The 18,502-nt window shown below is 62.6% G+C and carries 11 protein-coding genes, 1 pseudogene and 1 riboswitch; of the genes and pseudogenes, 3 read left to right on the top strand and 9 right to left on the bottom strand.

Going from position 1 to position 18,502, the window contains the following annotated elements:
• Positions 1–57: 57 nt before the first annotated feature.
• The 8 genes and pseudogenes from C8267_RS00370 to C8267_RS00335 all read right to left on the bottom strand — a co-directional run bounded on the left by C8267_RS00370 (position 58) and on the right by C8267_RS00335 (position 11,016).
• Positions 58–2,103, bottom strand: coding sequence for a BACON domain-containing protein (locus C8267_RS00370; protein WP_158699645.1), 2,046 nt, complete (start codon positions 2,101–2,103; stop codon positions 58–60).
• Between the two features lie 184 nt (positions 2,104–2,287).
• Positions 2,288–3,817: a tetratricopeptide repeat protein gene (locus C8267_RS00365; RefSeq protein WP_158699644.1), complete on the bottom strand. Its 1,530-nt coding sequence runs from the start codon at positions 3,815–3,817 to the stop codon at positions 2,288–2,290.
• The gene (locus C8267_RS00360) at positions 3,721–4,857 is read right to left on the bottom strand and encodes a hypothetical protein (protein ID WP_106633259.1); all 1,137 of its coding nucleotides are present in this window, start codon (positions 4,855–4,857) and stop codon (positions 3,721–3,723) included. The genes C8267_RS00365 and C8267_RS00360 overlap by 97 nt, the downstream gene beginning before the upstream one ends.
• A 125-nt stretch (positions 4,858–4,982) precedes the next feature.
• Positions 4,983–5,336 (bottom strand): hypothetical protein, encoded by a 354-nt coding sequence (locus tag C8267_RS00355; RefSeq protein WP_158699643.1) that lies wholly within the window; start codon positions 5,334–5,336, stop codon positions 4,983–4,985.
• A gap of 324 nt (positions 5,337–5,660) precedes the next feature.
• Positions 5,661–6,914: pseudogene (locus C8267_RS00350) on the bottom strand (glycoside hydrolase 5 family protein).
• A gap of 274 nt (positions 6,915–7,188) precedes the next feature.
• Positions 7,189–7,740 (bottom strand): cyclophilin-like fold protein, encoded by a 552-nt coding sequence (locus tag C8267_RS00345; RefSeq protein WP_106633257.1) that lies wholly within the window; start codon positions 7,738–7,740, stop codon positions 7,189–7,191.
• Between the two features lie 292 nt (positions 7,741–8,032).
• Positions 8,033–9,028 carry a DUF362 domain-containing protein gene (locus tag C8267_RS00340; protein WP_087362328.1) on the bottom strand — a complete coding sequence of 332 codons (996 nt, stop codon included), beginning with the start codon at positions 9,026–9,028 and terminating at the stop codon, positions 8,033–8,035.
• Between the two features lie 32 nt (positions 9,029–9,060).
• Positions 9,061–11,016 carry a TonB-dependent receptor gene (locus C8267_RS00335; protein ID WP_106633256.1) on the bottom strand — a complete coding sequence of 652 codons (1,956 nt, stop codon included), beginning with the start codon at positions 11,014–11,016 and terminating at the stop codon, positions 9,061–9,063.
• 576 nt (positions 11,017–11,592) lie between these two features.
• On the opposite strand from C8267_RS00335, the gene C8267_RS00330 reads away from it, so the two are divergent.
• Both C8267_RS00330 and C8267_RS00325 read left to right on the top strand, forming a co-directional pair.
• Positions 11,593–12,672 (top strand): IS110 family transposase, encoded by a 1,080-nt coding sequence (locus C8267_RS00330; protein WP_106633255.1) that lies wholly within the window; start codon positions 11,593–11,595, stop codon positions 12,670–12,672.
• A 376-nt stretch (positions 12,673–13,048) separates the two neighbouring features.
• Positions 13,049–13,303, top strand: coding sequence for a hypothetical protein (locus C8267_RS00325; RefSeq protein ID WP_106633254.1), 255 nt, complete (start codon positions 13,049–13,051; stop codon positions 13,301–13,303).
• Positions 13,304–13,429: 126 nt separating this feature from the next.
• On the opposite strand, the gene C8267_RS00320 is transcribed toward C8267_RS00325, so the two are convergent.
• A complete protein-coding gene (locus tag C8267_RS00320; RefSeq protein ID WP_106633253.1) occupies positions 13,430–16,051 on the bottom strand; it encodes a 4-alpha-glucanotransferase in 2,622 nt (873 codons plus the stop codon).
• Positions 16,052–16,239: 188 nt separating this feature from the next.
• Positions 16,240–16,443: riboswitch (cobalamin riboswitch) on the top strand.
• Between the two features lie 40 nt (positions 16,444–16,483).
• On the opposite strand from C8267_RS00320, the gene C8267_RS00315 reads away from it, so the two are divergent.
• Positions 16,484–18,490: a TonB-dependent receptor gene (locus C8267_RS00315; RefSeq protein ID WP_106633252.1), complete on the top strand. Its 2,007-nt coding sequence runs from the start codon at positions 16,484–16,486 to the stop codon at positions 18,488–18,490.
• Positions 18,491–18,502 lie beyond the last annotated feature (12 nt).

Here is an 18,502-nt window from a genome sequence, read left to right as displayed (position 1 = left end):
GAAGACGGTCGGGTCGCTCTCTTTCTCGCAATCACTTGTTGACTCGTATTCTACCCCTTAATCCCGAAGTGAGCGACGCGAGAATTCAGGCACCGTTCCCGTGAAATCGGGCATCCCCTCGCATTTGGGGCGGAAAACCTTCAGCTCGCCACCCTGGTAGGTCACCTGCTTCGGGGCCGCAGGCGTTGCGCGCCGGGTAACCCCCGGAGTCATGCCGAGGTCGGAACGTTCGCCGCGGCTGGCCTTGGTGAGCAGCGGTGCCCGCGTGGCCGGAGCCGACTGGGGATTGTACAGATTCACATACTTGTCGATGAACTGCTGTGCATCGGATACGCCGCTGGTGGTAATCGTGAAGGGCTTGCTCTTGAAGAGAGGACCCCAGTTGCCCTCTTCGTCGATGGCGAATCCGAGAGCAATCACCGTATCGTCGTAGTAGAGCGTGTAGAGGGAACCCTCCGGATTGCGCGGCTCCTGGTAGCATGCGTTATAATAAACCTCGGCCTGCAAATCCGCATCGGACGTCGTATCGAAATAGGACTCATAGTCGTAGACGGCATAATAGAGGTCCGCCGTGGCGCCTTCGGGAGTCAGAATCGGCTGCAGGGGGAGGTATACGTCGTAGAAGCTGTCCCAGCCCGAAACTGCCGACGGGTCGATTTCATAGATGGCTCCGATATCGTAGTATTCGTCGCAGGGAATCTCGATGGAGACGCTGCCGACGGTTGCTTCGGGGGTGGTGAAGTCGGCACGGAAGAGGTCGGTCGTCACCGTTCCCGAGAGGTAACCGAATGCACATACCGCATATTTGCTGTTGGGGCTGAGCTTCGAGAGGGAGTACTCCTCGTCTCCGATGGAATAGTAACCCAGATAGTAGTTGGAGGTAATGTAATCGAGCACCTCCTGGTTCGACTCGCCGGCCTCGTCCAAATCCTCCGCATCAAGCAGGACGTAGACATAGGGGTCTTCGTTGGTCGTGGTAATCTTGACGTCGGCACTGCGCGCCTTGAGGTTGGAGATGGTGATTTCGAGGATGTTCTTCGAGGTCACGGCAGCGCTCGTCTCGATTTCGAGCACCGAGGGGTCGGAGCATACGAGCAAATCCTCGGAGACGGCGTATGCCACGACCGTATACTTCGTTTCGGCCTGAAGTTCAATCCGGCGGAAGCCCTGGCCCTTGTTGCAGGAGGCAAGAATGTCCTCCTTCGCGTAGCCGAACATTTCGTACGACATGACCAGATTGTTGAAGCTGTTCGAGCAGATTTCAAACAGCGAGAGGCTCGGGTCGATGGATGCGGTTTCGTAAGCCTCGAAGAAGTAGTAGCCGTCGTAGTTTTCGGGGGTGACGGTCACGTCGGCAATCGTGGAGTAGATTTCGGCTTCAATCTTGAAGCGGGCGTCGACCTTGTCGACAGCCGGGGTTGTGGTATATGCATAAACGATGTCGGTGAGCATGTCGCCGCTCTCCACGTCGCTTCCATAGGCATAGACGACATACTCGGTATCGGGATAGACCGACAGGACCTTGTCCTTCAGGTCGCCCGTGCTGCAGAAGTCGGCGATGGAGTAGCCCGTCGACTCGATGTATTTCAGGTCGTCCTCATGAAGCGCCTCGTCCGTATCGAGCGACAGCTTGTCGATATACTCCTGGGTATTCCAGAAGACGACATAGGTCATCTCCTTGTCCCGCGGCGTGACATCTACGGTGAGCGAAGAGGTCGTCACATCTTTGATTGTGATTTCAAAGGGGTCGGGCTCCACTCCGGCCTGCACGATGGTGAACGAGAGCTCCTCGGAGAGACGGGGATACGAGACGGAGACCTTGACGCTTCGCTCCTCGTTGGCCGTATTGGCCGCCACCTTGAAGGCAATGGTTGACGCGGCTTCGTCCACCGTGAAGTCCGAGACCCACTCCTGAGTTTCGGGGCTGACCGTTAGGGAGGCTCCTTCGACGGGATTCTCCAGTTTGTACACGACCGTACAGCTGCCGCCTTCGGCGGAAACCTGCACTTCGCTCTGTGCAAGGGTCAGAACCGGTCTCTGGTCGAGGACATCGTCATCACTGCTGCTGCAACTTCCCACGGATAAAATCAGTCCGAGAAGCATGGGGAAAGAGAGTCATTTTTTCATAAGGTCATTGGGGGTTAAGTTTGATAATAGTTGACTCTTACGAATACAAAATTACCCGCGGAAGGTTTTACCTCAAAATGAAAAGTTTAACATTTCAAGATGCAACACGTTGTAAATCAACGCCCGTTAAAAAAATATCGTGCACGTTACCCCAGCAAGTTTAACAGCGGCTCCGAAGGTATCTGCCGAGGTTGACGTCATGCTCCGTCAGTCCGAGTTTGGCCCTGATTCCGCTGCTGTCAAGATAGTGGCGCCGGCGTCCGAGGTAGGCCATGATGTCCTTGCCCTGGAGGCCGATTGCATAGAGGCAGCAGATGAACGTCTCCTCGCGCGACAGCCCCTTCCGGCTGAGGAAGGCGAGGAATTCGGGATGGGTCAGCGTAAAGGTTTCGTAGAGGGATTCGACAAAGGCGTCACGGTCCTTGGCAAGATTCTCCATCTCGCTCACGATTTCCCGTCCGGCACTCTTGCCGAGCACGAAACTCTTGGCGATAAAGCTGTTGAGCGTCTCGAGCCGTTCACAGATGATTTCCATCTTCTGGCGGTTCTCCTCGGCCGACAGCTGTCTGAGCCGGTCGAGCTGCTCCTGCATGCTCTCCAGCTCCGCCTTGTCCCGCTCGATTTCCGTCCTCAGACGCCGATTGATTCTCCGGCGGACCCGATAGGCGTAAATCATTGCGGAGGCCAGAATGACGAGGGCGACCCCGAGCATGGAGAAGAGCATGGTCCGGTTGCGGGTCTTTTTCAACGCCAGTTCATGCATGTTCCGCTCCTCGAGGTACTTCGTGTCGCTGGCCAGGTCGTTGCGCGTCAGCGAATCGGTCAGCCGGTCATACTTCCGATACTCGGCAAGGGCCTTGTCGTAGCAGCCAAGCGAATCGTACAAAGCGGCCGTCTTGAGATAGTAAAAGGTATACTCGCAGTCCAGCCGCCTGGCCGAAAACTGCTCGCTAAACCGGTGCCAGGAGGAGAGCGCCTCGGCAAACCGGCCCAGGAACATCTGCGCATCGCCGACATTGCCCCACTCTATCTTCCGGGCGTCGGCATAGCGGGTCAGGTACTCGTCGAGGGCCGAGGCCACAGCCTCGCGGTCGTTCCGCTCGATGCCGCGGTCAATCTTGATGCCGTAGTATTGATGCAGGAACTCCTTGTCGGCATACCTCCTGTTCCATTCAATCTCCTGCCAGGTCACCTCCCCGATGCTGTCGGCGCCGATTTCCTGACAGACGATGGTCCGGTAGAGCAGCGAGCGGATTGCCCGGTTCGTATCGCGCGCCTGATAGAACACGTCGGCCGACTTGCGATAGTAGTCCACGGCCTTGGGGTCCTTGATTTTGACATAGATATAGGCCGAGGTGTTGTAGAGCAGGGCCAGAATCGGCAAATCGGTCACCCGGTCGGCATACTTCTCCGCCTGGAGGAAGGTTCGGATGGCCGACTCGTAATCGTAGGCGCACAGATAGGTATTTCCCAGATAATAAAGCGTGCGGACCTTGTCGTCGGGGGTTCCGTGGTGCCGGTAGTAATCGACAGCCGTGCGAATCAGCGAGTCGTTGGGCACGTCAATGTAGTTCCGGTCGTAGGCCATCGACATCAGCACCGCAAAACGGGCCCGGAGCTCCCGCGTGCAGAGGCTGTCCCGGGGAATCGCACGCAGCAGGCAAAATGCGCTATCGGCATCGGAGCGCATGAGCGCCGAAATTCGGTCGAGACGCCCTCCATGCGTGCCGGAGCGGGGCCGGAACAGCCGGCGACGGCAAACAGCACAACGGCGCAGCAGAGGCAGAGCAGCTCCCGGAGGTACTTCCCGAGGTTGGTATCGTGCATGTTGAGCCCGAGCTTTGCGCGAATCTCGCTGCTGAGGTTGTAGGTGCGCTTCTTGGAGGTGTAGGCGATAATCTCCTTGCCGCTCATGCCGATGGCGTAGAGACAGCAGATGTTGATTTGTTCGCGCGTGAGCCCCCGCTCCTCGAGGCGCTCGATGAACCGGGGCCGGATGATGCAGAAGGTCAGCCTCAGCGACTCCCGGTCCTCCTTGATTGAGTCGAGGATTTCGTCGATGCGGCTGCCCCCGTCCTCCTTCGAGGAGAGGACGCTGGCCATGCACTCCTCGAGAAGCCGGAGCCGCACGACGATGAGACTCCGCAACTCGGGCGACTCGCCGGGATTCCGCCCCGACACCGCCTTGAGGATGGCAATCTCGGCACGTATCTCCTTGATTTTCAACCGTGCTCTCTCCTCGGTCCGGTTCAGCAGGATTTGCTCGTCCTTGGTCCTCTTCAGCACAATCGCGATGCCGACAATCACGACCACCAGCAGGACGATGCCAGCGAAGACAAACATCAGGGTTCCCCGGTACTTTTCGAGTGCGAGTTCGTGCTGATGCCGTTCGTTGATGTACTTGGCGTTGCTCCAGCGCGCCCGCATCTCGAGCGAGTCCTTGATGGAGCGGTATTGCTTGAAGACCTCGAGCGCCGCCAAATCCCGGCCCTGACGGGAGAGCACCTCGGAGCGGAGCCTGAGGCAGGCCGGACTTCCGAGCAGGTTGCTCCGGTACGCGGCCACGGAGTCGAGGGCCGCGGCCGCCCCCTCCGTATCTCCCAGAGCAAGCCGTATCTCGCCGACGCCGAGCCAGTCGGTCGCGGCGCCGCCGCCCGCAGCCAGGGCTCTCTTCAGAAGGCTCCCGGCACGCTCCTTCGCGCCGGAACGGAGGGCGAGCCGCGCCTCCATGAGTGCGACGGAGGAGTCGAAGCGCGAATTTCCGCAAAGGCTCCGCGTCAGCTCCCGCAACCGGCAGGCAGCCTCGTCGGGACGGTTCCCGATAATCAGACTGCCGATGCTTTCGAGCCGCGCCCTTACGAATCCCGCCGTATCGCCGCCGTGCAGAAACGATTCGCAGCGCGTTCGTAGTAGGGTCCGGCGCAGCTGGCATCCAGCAGCACCCGGTCGTAGAGCCGGGCGACGGCAGCATACAGGCGCCCCTTGAGCGTATCGGATTCGGCCTCCGGGGCAAGACGTTCGGCGCGGGCGTACCACGCCATGGCGACCTCCTCCTTTCCGGAGCTTTCGCAATGCCGTGCGGAGTCCAGCATGGCCGAAATCCGCACGTCGGCCGGCTCCGAAGCGGGGCGGGCGGCCGAGGTCAGGAAGAGGAGTGCAGCCGTCAGGGTCAGGGCTGCCAATATCGGGATTCTGATGATTCTGGGCATGGCCGTGCATGTTGCAGGGATTCCCGCCGGGAAGGAGCTCCGGCCAGCAAGGGCCGGCCCGGTTCCCCGACGCAATCGAAGAGCCGGGCGGGAGTCCGTTGCATACAAAGATAACATTTTCGATGAAACGACGCAACAGAAAAGATTCATTGTTGGTCGCGTCGCCCGCTTTTTGCCGCACGGGGTGTCCGGGGTGTCGGGGCTGCTCGGGAGCGTCCGGGGGTCGGGAGCACCCGGGGGTCGGGAGCACCCGGAGCTGCATGGGACGTCCGGGATGTCGGGCCGCCATGCGTACCGGCCGCTACCGGCACCGCCTCCGGAAGGCTACTTCAGCTCGCGGGCCGTGCGGCGGATGAGCCCGACGGTCGTGTCGTCGTCGAAGACCGAGTAGAGCCCCTGGGGCTCCTGTGCCGGGTCGCCGCAGTAGACGTCGCCCGCCTGCCAGAACGTGTGGGCCGGATGCGCCTCACCGCCCCACGCCCAGAAGTTGGCCCCGGCGAGCAGCCCTCCTTCGCGCTTCGAGGCAAGCAACCGGTCGCAGATGCAGGTGTAGTAGGCGTCGCGCAGCGAGGTGGCGCTGCCCCGCTCGTAGCGCACGCTGTCGCGCGGGTAGCCGAACTCCTCGATGACGGCCGGTTTGCCCAGCCGCGCGGCAACCTACAGATGGCGGTCGATGTAGCGGCGGGTCTCCTCCATCGAGTTCCGAAGCCCCGAAGCGGGGTCCTTGCGCGGCGTCCAGTTCCAGTTATAGGGCCAGATATGGAGGTTCACGTAGGAGATTTCGGGCACGGCGTGGATGCGCTCCACCAGCTCCATGTCGGCCTCGCAGCCATAGAAGCCCTCCGAACCGGTCGAAATCATGTGGTTGGCGTCGAGCGAGCGAATCAGCCGCGCCGTCCGGGCAATCCACTCGGCGAAGGCCTCCTTGTTCTGCTCGCCGAAGGGGCGCGGCTCGTTGCAAATCTGCCACGAGAAGATGGCCGGGTCGTCGGCATACCGGAGCCCCGTATAGCGGTTCGTGCGGCCGACGATGAAGCGCACGTGCTCCTCGAGCAGCGCGCGGGCCTCGCGGCTGGGGATGAAGTGCGAGACATACTCGACGTAGGCCTCATAGCCGTCGACGGCCGGGATGGCCGGCTTGCCGGCACCTGTCCAGGCCAGGTATTGCGAATAGCCGCCCGACCACTCCCACGAATTGGTCAGGTAGAGCACGGCCTTCATGCCGCGCCGTCCCAGCTCGGCGAGGAAGTAGTCCAGACCGTCGAGCAGCTCGTCGTTGTACTTGCCGGGGACGTACTGGAGCGTCGGTTCGATTTTGGAGGGGACTCCCCCGCCGCCGTCGGCCCCCACCAGCACGCGCAGGTTCGTCACGCCGCAGGCGGCCAGCGTATCGAGCTCCCGCGCCAGGCGTTCGCGGTCGCCGCCGGGGCCCTTCGAGCCGAGGATGGGGCCGTACCAGAAGTTGGTACCCAGGAAGTAGCAGGGTTTGCCGTCGAGCACGAAGCGGCCGTTCTCGACGCGGACGAACGCATCGCCGTCCTCCGCGGTGCCGCAGCTGCAGGCCAGCCCCGCGAACATGCAGAGGCAGAGTTTGAAGAGAGATTTCACGGTATCGGGATTTAGAGGTTGGAGACAAAGATACGAAAAAGGGGCTCCCCAACCAACCAGGAAAGCACTTTTCCATGTCGGAGCGCCCCGCTCCTCATCCGATAGCCGCCCATGCGGCCCCGTACGACCGGTTCATCGCCCCGGTTCGTCACCCGGGCTCCACGCTTCGGGCGGCCCCGTTCTGCCGCGCCAGCCGTTCGACGCAGGTCGTTCGACGCCGCCCGCAGCCACACGGGTCCCGGCCTCAACGCTCCGTGCCGAGCGAAAGGGTCACCGTCACGGTGCCCACACCGCCGAGCAGTTCGAGCACGCGCTCGCGGGTCGAGGCGTCGTCGAGACGCCCCAGACGGGTGTAGCTCCACGAGTTCGAGCCGTAGAAAATCACCAGCGAATTGCCCTGATAGAGCACCATGTCACCGGGCGACGTGGTGGTCGAAGCGTCGTTGCGGGGCAGCGAAAAGCCGAAGCTGCCCACCTTCTCCATGTCGCCGTAATCCTCCATGCGGATGTCGACGGGTCCCTGTGCGAGGCGGGCCTTCAAAGCCTCCGTCGCCTGGTTTTCGACCAGCGTGGCCGTAAACGAGCGGCCGCCGGCTGTCAAGGTAATCGTATTGCTGTTCATCGTATCCTCGTCCGGGTCTTTGTCCGGATTGTTCTCTCCGTCACCGCCCGACTCCCCAGGTTCCTCGGGTTGTACGGATGTTCCGGGTCGATAGGGCTCCTCGTCAGAGGGGTTGCAGGCCTCAGCCGAGAGGAATGCCAGAAGCATGAGCGGAAGCAGGCGGAATCGGTGCATTGCAGTGTGTTTTTCAGGTTTGTTCTCTATTTCCCGATACAAAGATAGCGCACGGCGACTGCCGACACGGTATACGGATTCATGGTATGCTTACCCCGATTACGGATTTGCCGCACCCGGGGTCCGCAAGCGGCCTCCGAAGAGGCCATTACCGGCACCGCCGCCTCTTTTCTCCCCGCCCGGAAGCCTCGTTCCGCCGCCCCTGCGCGCCCCGCCCCAAAAAAGAGGGCCCGCCTCCGTACCCCCTCTGGAGGGTCGGAAGCGGGCCTCGGTACAGACAATCCGGCGGTCGTCAGTCGAGCGTCACCAGTTCGTACTTCTGGCTGCCCATGCCGAGCGCCTCGGCGTGGTCGAGCGTATGCATGCCGTGGCGCGAGTCAATGCGCTCGATGAGGTGCACCTTGCCGGGGTCCTCCGACGAGCGCACCAAATCGGTGCAGGCACGGTCGAGCGCCACGGGGTCGAGCGAGGCGAGGATGCCGATGTCACCCATGCGCGGCTCCTCGGGCGAGGCGTCACAGTCGCAGTCCACCGAGAGGTTGTTGGCCACGCTGATGTAGAGAATCCGGTCGCCGCAATGGTCCGCCACGGCCTTGGCCGCCTCGGCCATCGACTCCAGGAAGTCGTCCTGCTCGGGCAGGTTCTTCCACGCCTCGGCCGGAACGCGCGTCTTGCCGGCCGAGTGAATCCACGCCTTGCCGTTCGACGAGGCGATGCCAATCGACATGTTCTTGATGGCGCCGCCGAAGCCGCCCATGGCGTGGCCCTTGAAGTGCGAGAGGATGATGGTGAAGTCGTAGTTGAGGAAGTCCTTGCCTACGATGTCGAATTTCAGGTGCTTGCCACCCTCGACCGGAAGTTCCACTTCACCCTCGGCATCCATGATGACGACCGGTGCGATGGCCGTGAATCCGTGGTCGGCCGCCGCCTTCAGATGGCTCTCCGTATCGGCCCGGCCGCCGCCGTAGGCCGTGTTGCACTCGACAATCGTTCCGTTGACCTTCTGCACCAGCGCCTTGATGAGCGACGGCTGCAGGAAGTTGTGGCCGCCCGGTTCGCCGGTCGAGAGTTTGACGGCCACCTTGCCCTTGGCCTCACGGCCGAGCGCCTCGTAGATTTTGACCAGATTGTCGGACGAAATCTCCTTGAAGAAATAGACCTTCGGGAGCGTTGCCGCAGCCGCCTCGGGTTCCGAAGCGGCCGAAGCCTTGCGTTGTTTCTGCGCATTGGCGCAGCCGGTCGCGGCGAGCAGCGTCGCCAGCAGGACCACCAGAATGTTCTTTTTCATCGTTTCGGGTATTTGAAGGTATTTGTCTTGTTTCAGAATTTGAGTTCGATGCCGCCCATCGCCGTGGCCCGGGGCATGGGATAACCGGCGATGATTTGGTAGGACTGCGCCAGCAGGTTCTCGCCGCGGGCCCAGAGCGAGAGCCAGCGCGTGGCGCGGAACGAGGCCCGGAGGTTCCACAGCACGAACTCCTCGGTCTGCACGGGGTCGGTCTGCGTATAGAGCCCGGCGATGTACTGTATGCCCGTCGCGACGCTCCAGCGCCCCCTCACGAAGGCGGCCCCCACGTAGAGCTTGTGCTCGGGAGCGGCCGGAAGGGGCTGCTCCATGTGCAGGAAGCTGTAGTTGCCGTCGAGCGACCAACTGCGGTCGATGCGCCAGGCGGCCTGCAGCTCGACGCCCGCATTTTCAATCCGCCCCGAGTTTTGGTTGAGCATGCCGCTGCCGTTGGGGTTGGGGAGGGTCAGGATGAGGTTCCTGCCGTCGATGTAGAAGAGGTTCACACCGTAGCTCAGCCGCCCGTCGAGCAGCCGCTGGCTGAAGGCCGCCTCGTAGTTCCACATCGACTCGGGACGCAGGTCGGGATTCTGGGGCGGGAACATGTGCATCTCGCGCAGCGTCGGATAGCGAAACCCCTTCGAGGCCGAGAGCTTCAGCTCGATGCCCGCGCCGAGGTGGAAGGCGGCACCCGCCTGAGGCACCCACTCGGTCCCCGCGCGCGAGTGGTGGTCGACCCGCAGCCCGGCGTTGAGCGTAAGCCACGACCCGACATCCTGCCGCACGTCGACATATCCGGCCACCTCATCCTCGTGCATGTCCACCAGAGGAGAGATGCTCCCCGCCTGCTCGCCGCTCACATACTCGTTCCAGGCGCGGCCTCCGTAGCGGAACCAGTCGGCACCCAGCGTGATGCGGCTGCCGTGGAAGAGCTGCAGGCTCTGGTAGAGCGACGCCCCCATCATGTCGTCGTACGAAAGGAAGCGGTCGTCGGGCGGCAGCTCGCCCTCCGACGAGGTGTAGCCGTCGTTTATCCGGTGGTCGCCCCAGTTGTAGAAGAGGCTCAGCCCGCCGGAGCTCTTCGCGTAGCGGTTCTCGACGGCCAGCGAGGCGGCGCCCCGCGTGATGCGCTGGTCGCCGTCGAGCAGCCGGGCTCCGACCGGTCCGGGATAGGAGGCGTTGAAGTGGGTCACGTTCACGTCGCCGCGCAGACTCCAGTGCTCGCTTGCCTCGTAGCTCAGCCGCACATTGCCGCCGTACTGCTCGAAGCCCATGTCGGCGCGGTGGCCGTCCGTACGGTTGTACGAACCGGAGAGCGTGCTCGAGAAGCGCCCCTTGTGGATGAGGTTCGTCAGCTCGCTCTCCAGCGTGTTCCACGAGCCGTAGCCCGCCCTGAGGCGGGTCTCCACGCCGTCCCCGGCCAGATGGCGGGTGACGATGTTGACCACGCCGCCCATGGCGTTCGAGCCGTAGAGCACCGATGCCGGTCCGCGCAGCACCTCGACCCGCTCGGCCAGAAACGACTGGCAGGCGTCGGAGACGGGGTGACCGAAGATGCCGGCATACTGCGGATGGCCGTCGATGAGGACCATCATCCGCCCTGAGCTGCCGCTCAGTCCGCGCAGCGAGATGTTGCCCGCCGCGCCGTTCGAGACGCCGTAACCCATCACTCCGCGCAAGGTGACGAAGAGCCCCGGCACCTGCTCGCTCAGCACGGGGAGCAGCGAGGGCTGCTGTGCGCGTTCAATCTGCGGCCGGCCGATGACGGAGACGCTCTGCGAGAGGTGGCGCGGGTCGGTCACCGTGCGGGCGCCGGTCACCACGACCTCGCCGATTGCGTAGCTCCGTGCCGGTCGGAGCGAGTCCTGGCTGGACGCGACGTCCGGCAGTGCAGGGTCCGTCAGTGCAGGGTCCGTTACGCGGGCCTGAGCCGCGAGGCTGCATCCCGCGGCAAGGAGCAGTGTCAGAATCCGGGTCTGGAGGTTCTTCATGATTTCAGTCTGCGGGGCATGGCTTCGGAAGCCATGCCCATGATACAAAGATAGTTCAAATGAACGGTTCGGTCGCACGCCCGGAGCCGGAAATTCACCGCCCGGGCACTCTTCCGGCGACAGGCCGCCCCTTTTCTGACGGGCCTGCCCCGTTTCCGGCAGCCCGGTTCCGTTTGCGGCAGCCCGGCGCCCCCTTTCGGCAACTCGGTTTCGCTTGCGGCGGCACCTTGTCCCGCCATGCGCGGCACCCCGGCACCCGCCTCGGCGGCGGCACACCCGTTCACGCTGCAAAATTAGGGTGGAACCGGCTTCGGGCACCTATCCCGATTACGGCCGCGCATACCCGATTTACGGATATCGCAGCACCGGGGCCGGATTCGACGAACAAACGCACAATTTCGACTCCCGAACGAAGAGTACGGAACGCCGCGAAATAACGATTTTTACGCACTCAAAAACAGTTCCTATGTTTACAATCCGAGTAGACCGCACCGATAGCGGATAGAAGAAAAAAGCTATCGAGATTTTGGTTAGATTAAAGCAGCCAAACCTTAACTAACTAAAATAGCGATAGCCATGAGAGGACAAAGAAACGAAATTAGTTTCAGAGGACAAAAGATTTATATAGGGATCGATGTCCATTTGAAGAGTTGGTCGGTTACGGTCTTGTCGGAGACCTCCGTGCTGAAGAAGTTTAGTCAGCATCCGAGTCCGGAAGCATTGCACGGATTTCTGGCGCGGAGTTATCCGGGAGCCGAATATCATTCGGTATACGAAGCCGGCTTCTGCGGGTTCTGGATACACGAACGGCTGACGGCATTAGGGATTGACCACGATGTTGTCAATCCGGGGGATGTTCCGACCAAGAGCAGTGAAAAGCTTCGTAAGAGTGACGCCGTGGATAGCAGCAAGCTGGCGCGGAGTTTACGAGCCAACGAACTGAAAGGCATTTACACGCCGGACAGCGCATCGTTGGAGATGCGTTCCTTGATAAGATTGAAGAACTCGATAACAAAAGACACGACGCGTCAGAAGAACCGGATCAAGTCCCAATTGCGGTATCTGGGCATTGGGATTCCACAAGAGTTCCTCGAACCGTTCTCCAACTGGTCAAAACGTTTTATTGCCTGGTTGAAGGAGGTTGAAACCCTCACACCGAGCGGGCGTCAGGCCTTCGACATTCAAATCCGGCATCTGGAGGAGCTACGCCGCCAGAAGTTGGAGATGACACGGGCTTTGCGGACATTGGCCAAGACGGACCGGTTTCGCGAACCGCTGCGGTTGATTATGACCGTTCCGGGGTTCGGACAGGCTACGGGAATGGCATTTCTTTCGGAGATATGTGACATTGCCCGTTTCCGCAATGCCGAACAACTGGCCGCCTATATCGGGATGATCCCGATGTGCCATTCCAGTGGAGAGAAAGATGGGACAGGAGACATTACCGTGCGAAGAAACGCCGTCATGCGCTGTAACCTGATAGAGGCCGCATGGGTGGCGGTACGTCAAGACCCTGCGATGAACCTGTTTTTTACTGAACAGTGCAAGCGAATGCCAAAGAGCAAGGCCATCGTAAAGGTCGCCCGCAAACTGGTCAACAGATTATACTTCGTACTCAAGCACCAGACTGATTATGTCAATAGTGTCATGTCATAGAGAAACCCTTCCGGTAAACGGATTTTCCCAGAGAGAATACTACATGATGTTTGCGGCGTTAACGTCCGCTTAAAATAGTTTGCTCCTCTGGCCTTTGTAAACTAATACAGGAACATGCGGCAGCGTGCTGACCGCTGTGGAAAGTCTGTTTACCGAAGGTTTTTTACGGGTTCTGAAATCTCGGCTTTCGAAAGGGCCAAAGGTGTTAAGCACGAAGTGTCTCCGCACCGGCTCGATCAGAGGCCGGCGGAGTCACTTGTGCCTTGACCTTTGGCCGGGAAGATCTTCAAGAAACGCAATATGTTGTTAATGAAATAAAAACAAATCTAACCAAAAACTTTGATCCAAATTTATTTGGATTGTAACTGGAAACGACATGATGGGACTCGAACAGGTGAACGACGCCTACCTGGGAGGCGAAGCGACGGCCTCCTGCTCGGCCTCCACGGCCGCCGAGGTCGACAGCGAGGTGCTGCGCATCATCCGCAAGGCACACGAGAAGGCCCGCGGCATCATCTCGGAACATCTTGACATCATGAACGAAGCGGCCGAGTACCTGATGGAACGCGAGAGCATAACGGGCGACGAGTTCATGCGCATCGTGCGCAAATACGTTCCCGCCCGGAAGTAGGACGTCCGAAGTGAAGATGCAGCGCCGGAGCTCCTGTTCGGGACCCCGGCGCTGCATTTTGTGTTCCGGCTTTGCGGTCCGGCGCGGGAACGTCCGCCGGCGGCCGTCAACCATCCTCAACCGTCCTCAACCGCGGCCGCTGACGGCTATCATGTCGCAAAGCGTCGTATTGAAGTCCTCGGCCGCGAGCAGCTGCTCGAGCGTCAGGTGCATGCGGTAGCGCCAGTAGTAGCGGAGAATGGCCGGGACGTTGATGCGCTCCTTTTCGGGGTCGGGCGCCCGCAGCTCCTCATCCATCGCCAGCCAGTCCTGCAGCGGCAGGATGGCGAACATGGCGGGCGAGGTGAGGTGCATCTCGACAATGCGCCGGCAGAGCCACGGCTCGCACTCGGCGGGAGCCTCGCCCGGACAGCGGAGCACCTCGTTGTAGAAGTGCTGCGTAGTGGCGCGCTCCTCACGCCACCAGGCGCGCAGCGGCGTCATGTCGTGGGTCGAGGTCGAGCAGACGCTCAGATAGGGATAGTCGGCCGTCGCGGCGAAGCGCTCGCCCGCACGCTTGGGCATGCGCTGGATTTCGAGCGAGAGAATCTGCAGCATCCGCATCGTCGCGGGCACACAGTCGGGAATCATCCCCAGGTCCTCGCCGCAGGCGAGCATGTCGGTGGCCGTGAGCAGCACCGGCAGCTTGCGCAGGGCCGACTCCTGCCAGAAGCGGTCGTGGCGCCGGTAGAAGAAGTCGTCGTGCAGCCGCATGAAGGCCTCCTGCTGCCAGCCGGGCAGCAGCGCGAACGAACGGGTCCCGCGGGCCGCGATGCGGGGATGGTAGTACCCCTTGCGGTAGGGGTCCTCGACGAAGAGCACGTCGTCGAGCAGCGTCATCAGCCCCCCGCGCATCCGGCGGTCGTGCTCCTCCTCGCCCGGATAGCGGGCCGCCGCGCGGCGCTGCGTCGAGCACGAGGAGACGAGCCGCCCGTGGCGGATGCAGTCGCGCCGCACCTCGTCGGCCAGCTCGCCGAATATCGCCCCGAGCGTTGCGTCGTCGAGCGGCGGGGTGACGTAGCGCCCCTCCGAGAGGTCGAAGCCCATGCCGCGCAGCTCGCCGGCCGAATAGGGCATCGCCGGATTGAAGTGGCCCAGCAGCCCGTGGAGCGCCTCGGCGGGAATCTCCCAGATGCGGAAGAAGCCGAGGATGTGGTCGATGCGGTAGGCGTCGAAGTATTCGGACATCTTGTGCAGCCGCGCGCGCCACCATGCGTAGCCGTCGTGCGCCATGCGCTCCCAGTCGTAGGTCGGGAAGCCCCAGTTCTGCCCCACCTCCGAGAAGGCGTCGGGCGGCGCCCCCGCCTGCGAATCGAGGTGGAAGAGGCGCGGCGACTGCCACGCGTCGGCGCTCGTGCGGCCGATGCCGATGGGCAGGTCGCCCTTGAGGACGATGCCGCGGCTGTGGGCATAGCGGCTCACCTCCGAGAGCTGGAGGTGGAGGTGGTACTGCACCCAGCAGTGGTAGCCCACCTCGCGGCTGTGGGCCAGGCAGTAGGCCTCCACCTTGCGCCGCTCGTAGCGGGCATAGGGGCCCCACTGCGCGAAGTCGGCCGTGCCGTACTCGTCGCGCAGGCAGCGGTAGGCGGCATAGGGCAGCAGCCAGTGGCGGTTGGCCTCGACGAAGGCCTTGTAGTCGGCCCGGGCCGCCGTGCGGGCACCGCAGCGGGCGAAGGTGGCACGCAGCAGCCGCTCCTTGGCGGCGTTGACCCGCTCGTAGTCGACCTCCTCCAGCGCGTTGAGCTCGTCGCGCAGGCGGCAGTACTCCTCGTCCTCGGCCACGCCCGCCGCCGTCAGACGGAGGAACTGGGGGTGGAGCGCATAGATTGAGTTGGCGTTGTAGGGATAGGAGTCCTCCCACGTGCGGGTCATCGTCGTATCGTTGACCGGCAGCAGCTGGATGACCCGCTGGCGGGTCGCCGCGGCCCAGTCGATGAGCAGCTTCAGGTCGGCGAACTCGCCCACGCCGAAGCTCTCGCGCGAGCGGAGCGAGAAGACCGGAATCGCCGTCCCGGCGCCGTGCCACTGCCGCTCGGGCAGGCGGGGCGTGAGCGACGCCTCGACGAGCAGCTCCCCGTCGGCCGCCGCACCGCTCCAGCGGCGGTTTTCACCCTCCTCCCAAACGACGGGGCGCCCCGTCGCACGGTCGATGACGAGCAGCTTGAAGGCCGCCCCCTCGGGCAGCGTCAGGCGAAGGCTCCACTCGGGGAACTCCCCGTCGTCGAAGGGCACCATGCGCTGCCAGCCGTCGAGGCGCTCCGAGGCGATGGCCAGCTGCTCGCCGGGGCGGATGTCGGGAGCCACGACGCGCAGCAGCACCTCGCCGCCGGGGGCCTTTCCTACCGGTCTGGGCTCGGCGGCACCCTCCGTACGGCCCTGCCGACGGGCAAACACCGCCCGCGTGAAGGCCGACGAGAGGAAGGCGGCTCCGGCGGGAAGCTCCTGCCAGCGGTCGCGGATGCGGACCTCGCGGCAGGCGAGCCCGCGCGGCAGACGGAGCCGGTGGCAGCGCCACTCGGTGCGGATGCAGACCCCCTCGCGCTCGACCGTATAGCGGTAGGTCGTTCCGTCGCCTCCGCGCGGTGCGTCGCAGACGCCGCGCCAGAGCCCGTTTTCCACATAGTGCAGGACGATGCGCCGCCGGCCCCAGAGGAGCACGAGCTGCTCGCCCCATTGGGTGCGGTATTCGATTTCAAAGAGGAGTTTCATAGGCCAGAATAGGTTTGGGGAGGGTTTTAACCCTACAAAATTAAACATTTTGCTCCCAAAGCGGAGCGCACCGTCCGAAAATTTTTGTCGACGCTCCGAACCACCGACGAATCAGCACGATGGCCCCTGCGGCGCGCTGCCGGGGCGAAAAAAACACCGGCCTACGCTTCCGCATTCGGGGAAAAAGCGTATCTTTACGGCCGATTGGTTCCCCAAGAGGCCCTTCAGGCCCTGTGGATTAAAAGGGAATCGGGTGCAAGTCCCGAACAGTCCCGCTGCTGTGAACCTCCGCCAATCCTTCCGAACATCACATGCCACTGACCCCGCCCGGGGTCGGGAAGGCCTCGGAAGGAGGAGAAAGTCAGAAGACCTGCCAACGAATTTTTACCGGTTGACCGGACCCGTGGAGAGGACGGTCGAATCGACAAGCGAATGTTTTACAGGATTTACGGTTTTCTAAGACTGTTCATACCCCTTTGTGCGGGTCTGAATGCATGCATGGCGGCACACGCCCAGAGCCTCGACTCGCTGCAGCATGTCGAGGAGGTGGTCATCACGGGGCACATCGTGCGCCGCGAGGTGATTCCCGTGCAGGAGCTCTCGGGACGGGCGCTCCAGCGGCTGGGCACCCACAACGTGGCCGACGCGCTGCGCTACTTCTCGGGGGTACAAATCAAGGACTACGGCGGCGTGGGCGGTCTGAAGACGGTCAACATCCGCTCGATGGGCACCAACCACGTGGGGGTCTTCTACGACGGTATCGAGCTGGGCAACGCCCAGAACGGCACGGTCGACCTGGGGCGCTTCTCGCTCGACAACATGGAGTCCATCACCCTCTACAACGGCCAGAAGAGCGCCATCTTCCAGCCGGCCAAGGATTTCGGCTCGTCGGGCTCGATTTACCTCCAGACGCGCACGCCCCGCTTCGAGGAGGGGGAGCACGACCACGTCAAGGCGACCTTCAAGAGCGGCTCGTTCGGCGTGGTCAACCCCGCGCTGCTCTGGGAGCACCGAATCACCGAGCGGGTGAGCAGCTCGCTCAGCGCCGAATACCTCCACTCGTCGGGGCGCTACCGCTTCACCTACCGCATGGAGGAGGGCTACGACACGACGGCCGTGCGCCGCAACGGCGACATCAACGCCCTGCGCGTCGAGGGGGGCACCTTCGGCCGTCTGGAGCAGGGCTACTGGCGCGCCAAGGCCTACCTCTACACCTCGGAGCGGGGCTATCCCGGGGCGGTGGTGCGCAACAAGTTCTCGCACGAGGACCGGCAGTGGGACACCAACTTCTTCGTCCAGGGGGCGCTCAAGAAGGACTTCGAGCCGTGGTACAGCCTGCTCGTCAACGCCAAGTACGCCTACGACTACCTCCACTACCTGGCCGACCCCCGCAAGGACGAGTCCATCATGTACACCGACAACCGCTACTACCAGCAGGAGCTCTACCTCTCGGCGGCCAACCGCTTCAAGCTCTTCCCGTGGTGGGAGGCGAGCTTCTCGGCCGACTACCAGTTCAACCTGCTCGACGCCGACCTGCGCGACTTCGCCTATCCGCGCCGCCACACACTGCTGGCCTCCGTGGCCACGTCGCTGCGCTTCGGCCGCGCCGAGCTGCAGGCCAGCCTGCTCGGGACGCTCGTCCACGACCGCACGCGCGGCGAGTCGGCCCCCGACAAGCGGAAGCTCACCCCGGCCGTCTTCCTCTCGTGGAGGCCCTTCGCCCGGGCGGACTTCAACCTGCGCGCCTTCTACAAGCGCATTTTCCGCATGCCGACGCTCAACGACCTCTACTACACCTTCGTGGGCAACATCAACCTCGACCCCGAGTTCACCACCCAGTACGACGTGGGCTTCACCTACGGATGGAAGTTCGAGCACACGTGGCTGCGCCATCTGAGCATCCAGGCCGACCTCTACTACAACGAGGTGGAGAACAAAATCGTAGCCACCCCCACCTCGAACTTCTTCCGCTGGACGATGGTCAACCTGGGCAACGTCGAAATCCGGGGCATCGACGCCGCACTCGAGAGCGGGTGGGCCATCGGCCGCGACTTCACGCTCACCACGCGTCTGAACTACACCTACCAGAAGGCGCAGGACTTCACCGACCCGACGAGCGAGTTCTACGGCGGGCAGATACCCTACATCCCGTGGCACAGCGGCTCGGCGGCGCTCAACCTCAACTGGCGGCGCTGGGAGGCGAGCTACAGCTTCATCTATACGGGCGAGCGCTACTCCTCGCAGGCCAACATCGTCTACAACTACCAGCAGCCCTGGTATACGAGCGACCTCTCGCTGGGGCGCAGCTGGGAGCTGGGGCGCGGCGAGCTGCGCGCCACGCTCGAGGTGAACAACCTGCTCAACCAGCAGTACGAGGTGGTGGCCTGCTACCCCATGCCCGGCATCAACTTCAAAATCATCGCACAATACTCCTTCTGACCCCGCCATGAA

Origin of the sequence: Alistipes sp. Marseille-P5061 (assembly GCF_900290115.1) — a bacterium.
Taxonomy (GTDB): Bacteria; Bacteroidota; Bacteroidia; order Bacteroidales; family Rikenellaceae; genus Alistipes; species Alistipes excrementigallinarum.
The sequence above is the reverse complement of the archived record's forward strand: the minus strand, read 5'-3'. Positions and strand labels throughout refer to the sequence as shown.